10 protein-coding genes are annotated in these 13,411 nt (G+C 72.5%); 2 read left to right on the top strand and 8 right to left on the bottom strand.

The window, feature by feature from the left end:
- Window positions 1–172: 172 nt before the first annotated feature.
- From ACZ516_RS15295 to mshD, 4 genes are all read right to left on the bottom strand, one after another.
- On the bottom strand, window positions 173–628 hold the full coding sequence (locus ACZ516_RS15295) for an NUDIX hydrolase (RefSeq protein ID WP_469010519.1): 456 nt from the start codon (window positions 626–628) through the stop codon (window positions 173–175).
- Window positions 625–1,635, bottom strand: coding sequence for a CHAD domain-containing protein (locus ACZ516_RS15300; RefSeq protein ID WP_361083784.1), 1,011 nt, complete (start codon window positions 1,633–1,635; stop codon window positions 625–627). Before ACZ516_RS15300 ends, ACZ516_RS15295 begins: the two co-directional genes overlap by 4 nt.
- Before the next feature lies 1 nt (window position 1,636).
- Complete coding sequence (locus ACZ516_RS15305; protein ID WP_469010520.1) at window positions 1,637–4,000, bottom strand: RNA degradosome polyphosphate kinase; 2,364 nt, start codon at window positions 3,998–4,000, stop codon at window positions 1,637–1,639.
- Window positions 4,001–4,530: 530 nt separating this feature from the next.
- A complete protein-coding gene (gene mshD / locus ACZ516_RS15310) occupies window positions 4,531–5,460 on the bottom strand; it encodes a mycothiol synthase (protein ID WP_361083485.1) in 930 nt (309 codons plus the stop codon).
- A 246-nt stretch (window positions 5,461–5,706) separates the two neighbouring features.
- On the opposite strand from mshD, the gene ACZ516_RS15315 reads away from it, so the two are divergent.
- The gene (locus tag ACZ516_RS15315; RefSeq protein WP_358913140.1) at window positions 5,707–7,545 is read left to right on the top strand and encodes a bifunctional metallophosphatase/5'-nucleotidase; all 1,839 of its coding nucleotides are present in this window, start codon (window positions 5,707–5,709) and stop codon (window positions 7,543–7,545) included.
- A gap of 67 nt (window positions 7,546–7,612) precedes the next feature.
- Window positions 7,613–8,962, top strand: coding sequence for an LmeA family phospholipid-binding protein (locus ACZ516_RS15320; protein ID WP_469010521.1), 1,350 nt, complete (start codon window positions 7,613–7,615; stop codon window positions 8,960–8,962).
- A 23-nt stretch (window positions 8,963–8,985) separates the two neighbouring features.
- On the opposite strand, the gene ACZ516_RS15325 is transcribed toward ACZ516_RS15320, so the two are convergent.
- The 4 genes from ACZ516_RS15325 to ACZ516_RS15340 form a co-directional block, all read right to left on the bottom strand.
- Window positions 8,986–10,401, bottom strand: coding sequence for a sensor histidine kinase (locus tag ACZ516_RS15325; protein WP_361083489.1), 1,416 nt, complete (start codon window positions 10,399–10,401; stop codon window positions 8,986–8,988).
- Window positions 10,398–11,135, bottom strand: a complete 738-nt coding sequence (locus ACZ516_RS15330) for a response regulator transcription factor (RefSeq protein ID WP_358584807.1) — start codon at window positions 11,133–11,135, stop codon at window positions 10,398–10,400. Before ACZ516_RS15330 ends, ACZ516_RS15325 begins: the two co-directional genes overlap by 4 nt.
- Before the next feature lie 72 nt (window positions 11,136–11,207).
- A complete protein-coding gene (locus ACZ516_RS15335; RefSeq protein WP_469010523.1) occupies window positions 11,208–12,233 on the bottom strand; it encodes a S1C family serine protease in 1,026 nt (341 codons plus the stop codon).
- A 146-nt stretch (window positions 12,234–12,379) separates the two neighbouring features.
- Window positions 12,380–13,402: a LacI family DNA-binding transcriptional regulator gene (locus tag ACZ516_RS15340; RefSeq protein ID WP_320590568.1), complete on the bottom strand. Its 1,023-nt coding sequence runs from the start codon at window positions 13,400–13,402 to the stop codon at window positions 12,380–12,382.
- Between the last annotated feature and the right edge of the window lie 9 nt (window positions 13,403–13,411).

Genomic DNA, 13,411 nt, shown 5'->3' on the forward strand with positions numbered 1-13,411 from the left:
GGGTTTTTCCTTCCGGGAGCCGCCGGCCCGTTGCTGGCGGCGTGCGATGTCTGTCTTGGTAAGGCCGAAATTAGGCAGTACAGGTGAAGCCACCGAGCGGCCGGAGTGAACGGGGGGTGAACCTCGGCGGTCGGCCTGGTGCGACATCGCTCCACGGAACGTATCCGGTCGGCTACGGCAGGTTAAGCACCCTGAGCAGGGCGTCGACGAGCTCGCGATCCCGGGTCTGGGTGAGCCGGTCGCGGGCCGGCGCCGGGGGCAGCCAGATGATGCGGTCGACCTCGCGACGGGGCGTGAACTGACCGGTGCCGGCCCGCGCCGCCCAGTAGTCGACTTGCTTGGGGCGGCCCTGCGCGGCGTAGCGCACGGTGGGCAGCCGGGCGCCGGGCGTGCAGCGGTGCCCGGTCTCCTCCTCGACCTCGCGCAGGGCGGCGGCCAGCGGGGACTCGCCGGCCTTCAACTTGCCCTTGGGGTGCGACCAGTCGTCGTACTTGGGGCGGTGGACCAGGCAGATCTCCAGCGCGCCGTCGGCGGGGGAGCGGCGCCACAGCACGCAGCCCGCGGCCCGGACGGTACCCCCGCTCCCGCTGCCCCCGACGTCACCCTCGCCCGCCGTCTCGTACGTCATCCCGCGCTCACCGGCTCGTGCTGCCAGGCCCGCTGGAAGCTGAACCTCGCCGCCTCGACCTCGTGGCGCTGATCGGCGTGGAGCACACCGAGGGCGTACGCAGTCGCCGGGGCGATGCGGGGGGTGCGGGCCGCCTGGGCCGCCGCCGACGCCGCGGCGGCCGCCTCGCGGTGGAGGTCGAGGGCCCGGCTCGCGTCGGCCAGGCGGGGCTCCGGCGGTACGTGGCCCAGCAGCACCTCCTGGGCGTACCGGTGCAGGCGCAGCAGGGAGCGGACCGTCAGCCAGGGGGCGTCCTGGGTGTCGGGGGCGGTCTCCGCGGCCAGGCCGTGCGTGAGGGCCTCCGCGTTGTACGGGTGTCCGGCCTGGCCGAGGGGGAGCGCGGCGACCGCTTCCGCGAGGTCCGACTCGGCCTGGGCGGCCAGCGGCTTCAGGTCGTCCGCGCAGCCGCTGAGGGGCACTTCGCTGGCCAGTACGGCGACACTGTCGGCCACGGCGTGGAAGCGGGAGGAGCCGAGGGCCTGGAGGGCCGTGGAGTGGGCCCGGGTCCGCGCCAGGGTCAGCTGCCGCTCCAGCAGGGCGGCGGCCTTGGCGGCGCCGACGGTCAGGCCGCGGGGAGCGGTGCCCCGCTTGTCGCCTCGCGTGCCGCCCTCCGGCGCGGCGGGGCCCGGCAGCGCCGAAGGGCCCGAGAGGCGGTGCAGGGCGTCCAGGAGGCGGCTCAGGCGGCTCGCGTACGCGTGTTCCTGGGCCAGCGTCCCCGAGAGCCAGGCCAGTTCGGGGCGCAGGGCGGCCGCCCACTCCGCGTCCAGGAGCGGTCGGAAGGTGTGCAGCGCGGCGCTGAGGCGGCGGGCCGCGCGGCGCAGGGCGCGGGCCGCCGCCAGGGCCTCCTCGGCGCCCCGCGCGTCCGTCGTGGCCTCGCGGTGCAGCCGCAGCGAGCGGAGGAACTCCGTCGCCTGCTCCCGCAGATGGGCGGCGAGGACCTCGCTCTCGGTGCCGGGGGTGCCCGTCATCTCAGGGTTTCGCTGTGCCACGCCGGCGCCTCCGGGCGTCTATGAGCATCTCCTGCACGTTCCGCAGGGGCTGGCCGTCCTGGTCCACCGAGTGGCGGGTCCAGTTGCCGTCCGCGCCCAGGTGCCAGGAGGCGGTGGTGTCCGACATGCCGGTCTCCAGGAGCCGGCCGAGGGCCGCTCGGTGCGCCGGGTCCTGGACCCTGACCAGCGCCTCGATACGGCGGTCGAGATTGCGGTGCATCATGTCGGCGCTGCCGATCCACACCTCCGGTTCGCCGCCGTTGCCGAAGGCGAAGAGGCGGGAGTGCTCCAGGAAGCGGCCGAGGACGGATCGTACGCGGATGTTCTCGGAGAGCCCCGCGACGCCGGGCCGGACCGCGCAGATGCCGCGCACCCACACGTCCACCTCGACGCCGGCCTGCGAGGCGCGGTACAGCGAGTCGATGATCGCCTCGTCGACCATGGAGTTGACCTTGATGCGGACGTAGGCGGGGCGGCCCGCGCGGTGGTGCTGGATCTCCTTGTCGATGCGCGAGACGAGGCCGTCGCGCAGGGACTTGGGGGCCACCAGCAGCCGGCGGTAGGTCTCGCGCCGCGAGTAGCCGGAGAGGCGGTTGAAGAGGTCGGAGAGGTCCGCGCCGACCTCCGCGTTGGAGGTGAGCAGGCCGAGGTCCTCGTAGAGGCGGGCGGTCTTCGGGTGGTAGTTGCCGGTGCCCACGTGCGAGTAGCGGACGAGGGTGTCGCCCTCCTGGCGTACGACGAGGGAGAGCTTGCAGTGGGTCTTCAGGCCGACGATGCCGTAGACGACGTGGCAGCCGGCCTCCTCCAGCTTCCGCGCCCACTTGATGTTGGCCTGCTCGTCGAAGCGGGCCTTGATCTCGACCAGGACGAGGACCTGCTTGCCGGACTCGGCGGCGTCGATGAGCGCGTCGACTATCGGGGAGTCGCCCGAGGTGCGGTACAGCGTCTGCTTGATGGCGAGGACGTCGGGGTCGGCCGCCGCCTGCTCCAAGAACGCCTGCACGGACGTGGAGAAGGAGTCGTACGGGTGGTGCAGGAGTACGTCGCGTTCGCGAAGGGCAGCGAAGATGTCGGGCGCGGACGCCGACTCGACCTCGGCGAGGTCGCGGTGGGTGCCGGCCACGAACTTGGGGTACTTCAGCTCGGGCCGGTCCAGCTTGGCGATGCTGAAGAGGCCGGTGAGGTCGAGCGGGCCGGGCAGCGGATAGACCTCGGCCTCGCTGATCTTCAGCTCGCGCACCAGCAGGCTCAGGACGTTCGGGGCGATGCTCTCCTCGACCTCCAGGCGCACCGGGGGCCCGAAGCGGCGCCGCATCAGCTCCTTCTCCAGGGCCTGGAGGAGGTTCTCCGCGTCGTCCTCCTCGACCTCCAGGTCCTCGTTCCTGGTGAGCCGGAACATGTGGTGCTCCTGGATCTCCATGCCCGGGAACAGCTCCTGGAGGTGGGCTGGAGCGGCGATGACGTCCTCTATGGGGACGTAGCGCTGGGGGGAGGCCTCCAGGAAGCGGGAGAGCAGCGGCGGGACCTTCACACGTGCGAAGTGGTGGTGGCCGGACACCGGGTTGCGCACGACCACGGCGAGGTTCAGCGAGAGTCCCGAGATGTACGGGAAGGGGTGCGCGGGGTCGACGGCCAGCGGGGTCAGGACGGGGAAGATCTGCTGCCGGAAGAGGGTGAAGAGCCGGGACTGCTCCTTCTCGGTCAGCTCGTGCCAGCGCACCAGCTGGATGCCCTCGTCGGCGAGGCCGGGCGCCACGTCGTCGTGGTAGCAGGCGGCGTGCCGGGCCATGAGTTCGCGGGAGCGGTTCCAGATGAGTTCGAGGACCTCGCGGGGCTGGAGCCCGGAGGCGGAACGGGTGGCGACGCCGGTCGCGATGCGGCGCTTGAGGCCGGCGACGCGGACCATGAAGAACTCGTCGAGGTTCGAGGCGAAGATCGCGAGGAAGTTCGCCCGTTCGAGGAGGGGGGTCTGCGGGTCCTCGGCCAGTTCCAGGACGCGTTCGTTGAACGCGAGCCAGCTGCGCTCCCGGTCCAGGAAGCGCCCCTGCGGCAGCTCGACGCCGTCGTGCCCCACCTGGGAGTCCTCGTCGTACGCGTCGAGGTCGGCGTCGATGTCCGGCGCCAGGTCGGAGATGGTGGCGGCGATGGTGTGCGGCCTGTGCGCCGCGATGGATCCGACGGAAGGCTGGGCGTGCTGGACCTGTCCCTGCGGGTTCGGCTGGCTCATGTGCCCATTGTTCCGCGCGCTCACGCCGATGGGCGCGTCGGAGAGCGCGGGAGCGAGGCGCGGCCGGTCGTTCTCCGGCGCGTTCGCCGGTGGCGGGTCGGGCACGGCGGGCGTCATTGGGCGAGCGTCGCAAGCCTGTCTGAATCAGTGGTTACGGAGACATGACGTGCGGGACATCGACGGAAGGCCTCCGGGCATCCTCGCGGCACGGGGCCTTCCGCCGATCGTAGAGGTCAGGCCGTCCGGCGGCGGAGCAGACGGAAGGCGGCGTACGCGGCGGCGGCCGCGAGGGCGAGGACGATGCCGGCCACCGTGGGGCGCGGTGCGGTGCTCCCGCATATCCACTCAGTGCGGGCCTCACAGCGTCGGGCACGAGGGGCGGCCGGGCGTGTGCCTGTCACCAAAGCACGCGCGGTGGCGAGGTCATGGCTGCCTCCGTCGATCTGGAATCGGCCTCCGGTCGCGGGGCAAGTGGTGGCCCGTGTCGGCCAGTTCTCCGACGGCGCCTCGACGACCTCGCGCGCCGTGGGCAGCTTGTCGCCCGGGCTCCGACAGGCTGGGGGCAGGGCCTGTCGGGCGATCCGGCGAAGGGGCGGCGTCAATGGGCGCCGCCCCTCGGGTCGTACGGTCTGGGGGAAAAGTGCTGGTCAGGACTCCGTGCGGTACATCAGATCCGTCTCGTGGGTCACGAAGCCGAGGCGCTCGTAGACGCTCACGGCCGCCTTGTTGTCCGCGTCCACGTACAGCATCGCGGTCGGCAGGCCGGCCTTCGCGAGGTGGCGCAGGCCCGTCGTCGTCAGGGCCTTGCCGAGGCCGCCGCCCTGGGCGCCGGGGCGCACCCCGACGACGTACACCTCGCCGAGGTTCTCCTGCGCGTGCACCTTCGTCCAGTGGAAGCCGATCAGCTCCCCGTCCTTCTCGGCGAGGAAGAAGCCGGCCGGGTCGAACCACGGCTCCGCCTTGCGGGCGTCCAGGTCGCGCTGGGTGAGGGAGCCCTGCTCGGGGTGGTGGGCGAAGGCCTCGGCGTTCACCGCGAGCCAGGCCGCGTCGTCCTGCCCGGGCACGAAGGCACGTACGGACACGCCCGCCGGGAAGACCGGTTCCGGCAGGTCCAGGTCCGCCAACGGCCTGCGCATCTGCCGCAGTTCGCGGAAGAGGCTGAGGCCGAGGACCTGGGCCAGGTGCCGGGCGGCGGAGTGCCCGCCGTGCGCCCACACGCGCAGCCGCCGCCCGGACTCGCCGAGCAGCGCGCTGCCGAGCGCCCGGCCGTGGCCGCGGCCGCGGCAGGAGGGGTGGACGACGAGTTCGGCGGCCGGGGCCTCCACCGGGTCGGTGTCCTCCAGCTGCGCGTACCCGACGAGTTCGTCGCCGACGCCGAGCAGCAGGTGCCGCACCCCCTCCCGTGCCCCGCCGCGGAGCTGCAACCGCCCCTGCTCGGACACCGCCTGCTGCCCGTCGGTGCGGGCGGCCTCCGCGAGCAGCGCGAGCACGGCGTCGGCCTGCGCGGGGTCGAGGGCGGCGAGGGTGTCGATCTTCCGGAGGGGGGCGGGAGCCTGGGCGGGCCGGTCGTCAGTCATGGGTCGAGGGTACGGCGAGCGGCGACGGGAGGGCGGCTGGAACGGTCCGGAACCGTGCCGTCCGGGGCGCCGGGTCACGTACCCCTCCGAGGGGGAAGAACCGGACATCGGGCGAAGTGCCCGTATCGCTCCCGATGGCAACCACCTCGTAACCCGTAACCCCCTGTTGCGCTACGCGCGTTGACTCTAGGCTGCGCTCGGCGGAATCGCCCTTCCAGTCGTCTCACACCATCCCCAGGGGGACACGTGTCAGCCACATCCCGGCCCCGCGGGCCACGGCCCGGACGCCGCGCCACGCGCGTACTCGCCGCGGCCGCCTCGCTCGCCACCATCGGCGCGCTGGCCGCCGCCCTTCCCGCGAGCGCGGGACAGGCCCACGCGGGCGGGGGCGAGGGCGGCGGGAAGCGCACGGTGGACGTGCAGCTCCTGTCGTTCAACGACTTCCACGGCAACCTCCAGCCGCCCGCCGGCTCGTCCGGCCAGGTCACGGAGAAGCAGCACGACGGCACCGAGAAGAAGATCGACGCCGGTGGCGTCGAGTACCTCGCCACGTCCCTGCGCACCGCCCGCAAGACGCACCCCTACAGCGTCACCGCGGCCGCCGGTGACCTCATAGGCGCCAGCCCGCTGCTCTCCGGCCTCTTCCACGACGAGCCCACGATCCAGGCGATGAACAAGCTGGACCTGGACGTCACCAGCGTCGGCAACCACGAGTTCGACGAGGGTGCCAAGGAACTGGCCCGCATGCAGTACGGCGGCTGCCACCCCAAGGACGGCTGCTTCGAGAAGGACAAGGCCGGCAGGCCCAAGGAGTTCGAGGGCGCCGACTACCCCTACCTCGCCGCGAACGTCACGGACGAGAAGACCGGCAAGCCCATCCTCAAGCCCTACTGGGTGTGGAAGCACAAGGGCGTGAAGGTCGGCTTCATCGGCGTCACCCTCGAAGGCACCCCGAACATCGTCTCCGCCGACGGCGTCAAAGGCCTGAAGTTCCACGACGAGATCGAGACCGTCAACAAGTACGCGAAGATCCTCGACCGGCAGGGCGTGAAGTCCATCGTCACGCTCATCCACGAGGGCGGCGCCCCCGCGAGCCAGACGTACAACTACGACTGCGACTCGCCGGGCGCGGGTGACGGCATCTCCGGGCCCATCACCGACATCGCCAAGGGCATCACGCCCAAGGTCGACGCGCTCGTCACCGGGCACACGCACGCCGCGTACGTCTGCACGATCCCGGACCCCTCGGGCAAGCCCCGCATGGTGACCTCGGCGTCCTCCTACGGGAAGCTCTACACGGACACCACGCTCACGTACGACCGCAGGACCAAGGACATCGTCCGGACGAGCGTGCGGTCCGCGAACCACGTGGTGAGCCGGGAGCAGGCCAAGGCCCCCGACATGACCTCGCTGATCAACCGCTGGGACAAGCTGGCCGCGCCCGTCGCGAACCGGCCCGTCGGTTACATCGCCGGTGACATCCCCGGCCGGGGCGCGGGCGTGCCCGAGTCCCCGCTGGGCGACCTGATCGCGGACGCGCAGCTCGCGCACGCCAAGTCCCTGGACCCCGAGGCCGACCTGGCGCTGATGAACCCCGGGGGCATCCGCTCCGACCTCGTCCACAAGGCGAGCGGCGGTGAGGGCGACGGCGTCGTCACCTACGGCGAGGCGTTCACCGTGCAGCCCTTCAGCAACACCGTCAACCTCGTCGACCTGACCGGCGCGCAGCTCGTCACCGCCCTGAAGCAGCAGGTCAGCGGCGCCAACGAGGCCTCCCCGAAGATCCTCCAGGTGTCGGACGGACTGACGTACACGCTGGACATGACGAAGACGGGGGCCGACCGGGTCGTCACCGACTCGATCAAGCTGAACGGCAAGGCGCTTGATCCGTCGGCCACCTACCGCGTCGCGCTGAACTCCTTCCTCGCGGGCGGCGGCGACGGCCTGCCCGAGCTGGGCAAGGGCGCGAAGCCGCTCGTCGGCGCCGACGACCTGAAGGCGTTCAACGACTATCTGACCGCCAACTCCTCGGCGGCCAAGCCGATCGCGCCGCCGAAGGCGGACCGGATCACGATCGTGAAGTAGCGCTCACCTCGGCGCTTACCGGAGGTAGAGCTTGGGGTGGGGTGTGAACGTATGGTGAGATCATCTGATGCGTTCCCCCCACCGCATAACCCCGCAACCGCCCCCGGACCAGCCCTACAGCACCCCCAACCAACCCGCCGGAACCCCGAGCCGGCCCGCCGGTGCCACGGATCGGCCCGCCGGATCCCCGAACCGGCCCGTCGAAACCCCGGTAAAGCCCTACCGCAACCCGTACGACGAGCTGGCCGACCTCGCTCCGAACCCCCTGGAGGAGTTCCTCCACGAGGACAAGTCGGCCGATGCGGAAGCGCCTTGGGAGCCGCCCAACCACCGGCGGGGCAGTCGCCGCCGGGGTCGCGGCCGGGGCAAGGGCCGGGGCAGGGCCCGCCGCCGTTTCGCCCGGCTGCCGCTCGCCGCGAAGGCCCTGGTGGCCGTCCTCGTCGCCACCGCGTTCCTCGCCCTCGGCGACCGCTGGGCGCTGCTCTACGCCGAGCACGAGGCGGCGGAGAAGTTCAAGCAGCAGCTGGACCTGAGCGCGGCGCCCGAGGTCGACATCGAGGGGTTCCCGTTCCTCACCCAGGTCCTCGACCAGCGCCTGGACCGGGTGAAGGTGACCGTCCCGGACGTCGCCGCCGACCGCGTCTCGCTCGCCAAGGTCTCCGCGACCGCCACGGACGTCACGCTCCTCGGGGATGGGCCCACCTCCATCAAGGGCGCCCGCATCGGCGCGATGGACGGCGAGGTGCTGCTCTCCTTCGACGACCTCAACCGCGAACTGGGCGCCTCCCAGGTCACGTTCACCGGTAGGGGCCGCGACCAGGTCCTCGCGCGCGGCACGCTGCCCGTCGCCGGGCACGACCTGAAGGTGCGCGCCGACGCCCGTATCCAGCGCAACGGCGAGCGCGGGATCTCCACCGACATCGGCGGCATGAGCCTGCAACTGGGCGACCTCGCGACGTACCGGCCGGGCACCCGCGAGAAGGAGGGCCTGCACCTGTCGCGCAGTTCCGCCGACCGGGTGGCCAAGGAGACGGCGAAGGCGAAGGCGCTGCTGTCCGTCCCCGCCATCGTGAAGCGGCTCGGCGTTCCCGACTCCGTCGTGCGCAAGGCCCTCAAGAGCGACGCCAAGCTGGGCGAACTCACCGGGTCACCCGAGTTCGTGGACGACGTGATGGGCCTGAACCTCATCGACGTGGCGATGGGCCACCCCGCGCTGCTGAAGAAGCTCGGCCTGGACCCCGCCCTGCTCAAGGGCCTCGCCCAGCTCACCCGCCCCGCCCTCGCCGACCGCCTCACCCTCGCGTTCCAACTGCCGAAGCTGCCGGGCGAGGGGACGGTGGCGCTGCGGGACGTGACCGTGGAGAAGGAGGGCATCCGCGTGCGGCTGACCGGGACGGGCCTCGGCTTCGCGCCGTAGGCCGGTAGGCCCTACCGGCTCGCTCAGGGGAGTTCGCTGGGCGGGGGCGTCGACGCTCCCGGGAGGCGGACGGAGGCCACCGTGCCGCCGCCGTCCGCCGCGGCCAGCGTCACCTCGCCGCCGGACTGGCGCACCGTGCGGTCCACGATGGACAGGCCGAGGCCGGAGCCCGGCAGGCTGCGGGCGGACGGCGAGCGCCAGAAGCGGTCGAAGACGTGGGGGAGTTCGTCGGCGGCGATGCCGGGGCCGTGGTCGCGCACCGTCAGTTCGCCGCCCCGCAGGCCCACTTCGATGGTCGATCCCGACGGGCCGAACTTGACCGCGTTGTCCAGGAGGTTGACGACGGCGCGCTCCAGGGCGGCCGGTTCCGCGCGGACGTACCAGGGCGCGAGGTCGGCGGCGAAGGTCAGTTCGGGGCCGCGCAGGCGGGCCCGCTCCAGGGCGGTCTCCACCAGGTCGTGCAGGGCGATCACCTGCACCTTGCCGCCGCCGTGGCCCGCGTCCGGCCGGGACAGTTCCTGTAGATCGCCGATCAGTGAGGCCAGCTCCGTCATCTGGGCCTTGACGGAGGCGAGCAGGGCCCGGCGGTCGTCGGGCGGGATGGCCCGGCCGGTGTCCTCGCTGCGGGCGAGCAGCTCGATGTTGGTGCGCAGGGAGGTCAGCGGGGTGCGCAGCTCGTGGCCGGCGTCGGCGATGAGCTGCTGCTGGAGGTCGCGGGAGGAGGCCAGCGAGGCGGTCATGGAGTTGAAGGACTCCGACAGGCGGGCGATCTCGTCGTGGCCGTCCACGGGGATGCGCAGGTCGAGGTCCTCGGTGCGGGCCACGTGTTCCACGGCCTCGGTGAGCCGGTCCACCGGGCGCAGACCGGTGCGCGCCACCCAGAGGCCGGCGGCGCCCGCGCCGAGGATGCCGATGCCGCCGACGGCGGTGAGCAGCAGGGCCAGCTTGTTGAGGGGTTCGTCGATCTCGGAGAGCGGGCGGGCCAGGGACACCGTGTAGCGGCCGTCGGGGTCCACCTGGGTCAGGACGCGCACCGCCGCCCCGTCGTCGGTCCTGGCGTCGTGCAGGGCCTGGGGCCGCAGGTGCTGGGCCACTTCGACGTCGCTGTCCTGGACGACCACGGGGGTGGAGCCGCGGCCCACGCAGCGGGAGCCGTCCGCCTGGACGATCTGGACGAAGACGGTGGTGGTGCCGGGGGACGTCTCGGCGTTGGGGCGGGTGCGGTCGTCGTTGCACTCGGCGGCCGTGACGTCCAGGTAGACGCGGCCGACGTTCAGGCTGCGCAGCGAGTCGTCCAGCTGGCCGCGCAGCTGGGCGCGGGTCAGCACCCAGCAGGAGACGGCGACCGCCGCGACCGCGAGGGCCACGGCGACGGTGACGAGCAACGCCAGCCGCGAGCGCAGCGGCAGCCCCCGGAACCGCCGGACGGGCCCGCTCACTCGCCGCCCCTCAGGACATAGCCGACGCCCCGCACGGTGTGCACGAGGCGGGGCTCGCCGCCCGCCTCCGTCTTGCGGCGCAGGTACATGACGTAGACGTCCAGGGAGTTGGAGGTGGGCTCGAAGTCGAAGCCCCAGACGGCCTTGAGGATCTGCTCGCGGGTCAGGACCTGCCGGGGGTGGGCGAGGAACATCTCCAGGAGGGTGAACTCCGTGCGGGTCAGCTCCACGGTGCGCCCGCCCCGCGTGACCTCGCGCGTCGCCAGGTCCATGCGCAGGTCGGCGAAGGCGAGGGTGTCGCCCTCCTCGGCCCGCCCCGCGCCGGCGGCGTACGAGCTGCGCCGCAGGAGCGCGCGGATGCGGGCGAACAGCTCGTCCAGTTCGAACGGCTTGACCAGGTAGTCGTCGGCGCCCGCGTCGAGCCCGGTGACGCGGTCGCCGACCGTGTCGCGCGCGGTCAGCATCAGGATCGGCGTGGTCGATCCGCCGGCGCGGAGCCTGCGGGCGGCGGTCAGGCCGTCCATGCGGGGCATCTGGATGTCGAGTACGACGAGGTCGGGGCGGTGCGCGGCGGCCTTCTCCAGCGCGTCGGCGCCGTCCACGGCGACCTGCGTGCCGTACCCCTCGAAGGCGAGACTGCGTTGCAGCGCCTCCCGCACGGCGGGCTCGTCGTCCACGATCAGGATGCGCTGCTGCTCGCGGTCACCGGCGCGGTCGCCTTCGGCGGGGCTCATGGGCTTCGGACTTCCTCGGGTAAGGGGGCGAAAACGGGGCCGTATCAGCCTCGCACGCGGAGGTGGCCGGGGTCAGTCCGTGGCGCCGGAGCGGAGGGTGTCGAGGTCGGCCTTGACCGTGTTGACCGGGATGGCGAAGCCGAGGCCGACGCTGCCGGACGCGGCGTCGCCGCCGGCCTGCGCCGACGAAGCGGGCGAGTACATCGCGGAGTTGATGCCGATGACGTTGCCGTTCATGTCGATGAGGGCGCCGCCGGAGTTGCCGGGGTTGAGCGAGGCGTCGGTCTGGAGGGCCTTGTACGTGGTCTTGGACGAGCCGGTGTCGCCGTTGAACTCCTGCCCGCCGAACTCGAAGGGCCAGCCGCCCCGGGGCCCCTGCTGCTGTTCCTGCCCCTCGCCGGTGGGGACGGTCACGTCCCGGTCGAGCGCGGAGACGATGCCGCTGGTGACGGTGCCGGTCAGGCCCTCGGGGGAGCCGATGGCGACGACCTCGTCACCGACCTTGACGCCGTCGGAGTCGCCGAAGGTCGCCGGCTTCAGCCCGGAGGCGTTCTTCAGCTGGATGAGCGCGAGGTCCTTCTTGCTGTCGGTGCCGACGAGCTCGGCGTCGTACGTCTTGCCGTCGTTCGTCCGCACCTTGATCGAGGTGGCGCCGGAGACGACGTGGTTGTTGGTGACGATCTCGCCGTCGCTCCTGGTGATGACCCCGGAGCCGGTGGACTTGCCCTGGGCGGTGGTGGCGCTGATCTCCACGATGCTGGGCGCGACGGCCTGCGCGACCCCGGAGACGGTGCCCCGCTTGCCGGCCGGCACGACGGCGGTGCTGGTCGCGGAGGTGGTGGTGGCGCCCTGGTCCGTCAGGGTCTGCACGGCGTACGCGGTGCCGCCGCCGACGGCCGCGGCCGCGATGGCCACCGCGGCGAGCAGGGCCGCGGGGCGCTTGGCGCGGCGGTTCCTCGGGAGGGTGGGGATGGCCCGGGTCGCCTCCGGCGCGTAGGCGGGCGGGGGCGGGTACGCGCCCTGCGTACCGCCGTGGTGCACCGGCGCGGACGGCTGCTGCGTGGGGTACTCGCCGCTGTGGCGGAAGGTCTCGGTCATGCCTTCGAGAGTGACCGGCGCACATGAGAGCTGCCTGAGTACGTCCTGAGAAGCCCGGCAGAAGTGCGTATGCCCCATATAAAGCCCGGGGTGCCGCTTGCCGGGCCCGGGGCGAGGCGGCTACGCGGGCGTCCCCGCCGGAGTGCTCACCGGCAGCCGCAGGACTGGCGTACGACCAGCCGCGAGGGGAACAGCTTCAGGCGCTCCCGGCGGGAGCCGGCCACGCGCAGGCCGTCGTCCAGGACGAGGTCCACCGCGGCGCGGGCCATCGCGGGCCGGTCGGAGGCCACCGTGGTCAGCGGCGGATCGGTCAGGCCCGCCTCCTTGACGTCGTCGAAGCCGGCGACGGCCAGCTCGCCGGGTACGTCGATGCGCAGCTCCCGCGCGGCCCGCAGCACGCCGATCGCCTGGTCGTCCGTGGAGCAGAAGATGGCGGTGGGCCGGTCGGGCCCGGCGAGCAGCTCCAGGCCGACCTGGTAGGCGTCGTAGCGGTTGTACGGGGCTTCGAAGAGGCGCCCCTCCACCGACCGGCCGGCCTCCCGCATGGCGCGCCGCCAGCCCTCGACGTGGTCGGAGACGGGGTCGCCGACGGTCGGGGTCCCGGCCATGCCGCCGAGGCAGGCGACGTACTCGTGGCCGTGTTCGAGCAGGTGCCGGGTGGCGAGCTGCGCGCCGCCCACGTCGTCCGTGACCACCGCGACGTCGTCGATGGCCTCGGGCCGCTCGTGGAGCAGCACGACGCGCGCGTCCCAGGCGTCTATCTCGGCGGCGGCCTGGTCGGTCAGGCCGTGGCTGACGAGGATGAGGCCGGAGACCCGCATGCCGAGGAAGGCGCGCAGATAGTGGGTCTCGCGCTCCTCCACGTAGTCGGAGTTGCCGACGAGGACCATCTTTCCGCGCTCGGACGCCGCCTGCTCGACCGCGTGCGTCATCTCCGCGAAGAACGGCTGGCGCGCGTCCGGCACGATCATGCCTATGAGGTCCGTGCGCCGGGACGCCATGGCCTGCGCGACCCGGTCCGGGCGGTAGCCCAGCTCCTTGATCGCGGCGAGTACACGCTCGCGCGTGGCCGGGGCGACCGGCCGGGGTCCGTTGTTGATGACATAGCTGACGACGGCGGTCGAAGTACCCGCCAGTCGCGCCACGTCATCCCGAGTCACCTTGGCCACGCGCGGAGT

Source organism: Streptomyces sp. NPDC034037, assembly GCF_055575715.1.

What these genes read in the sequence shown, in the direction of transcription:
- ACZ516_RS15320 (WP_469010521.1), top strand. Translation starts at nt 7,613, where the DNA reads ATGCGTTCCCCCCACCGCATAACCCCGCAACCGCCCCCGGACCAGCCC.
- ACZ516_RS15300 (WP_361083784.1), bottom strand. Translation starts at nt 1,635, where the DNA reads ATGACGGGCACCCCCGGCACCGAGAGCGAGGTCCTCGCCGCCCATCTG.
- mshD (WP_361083485.1), bottom strand. Translation starts at nt 5,460, where the DNA reads ATGACTGACGACCGGCCCGCCCAGGCTCCCGCCCCCCTCCGGAAGATC.
- ACZ516_RS15295 (WP_469010519.1), bottom strand. Translation starts at nt 628, where the DNA reads ATGACGTACGAGACGGCGGGCGAGGGTGACGTCGGGGGCAGCGGGAGC.
- ACZ516_RS15305 (WP_469010520.1), bottom strand. Translation starts at nt 4,000, where the DNA reads ATGACGCCCGCCGTGCCCGACCCGCCACCGGCGAACGCGCCGGAGAAC.
- ACZ516_RS15335 (WP_469010523.1), bottom strand. Translation starts at nt 12,233, where the DNA reads ATGACCGAGACCTTCCGCCACAGCGGCGAGTACCCCACGCAGCAGCCG.
- ACZ516_RS15330 (WP_358584807.1), bottom strand. Translation starts at nt 11,135, where the DNA reads ATGAGCCCCGCCGAAGGCGACCGCGCCGGTGACCGCGAGCAGCAGCGC.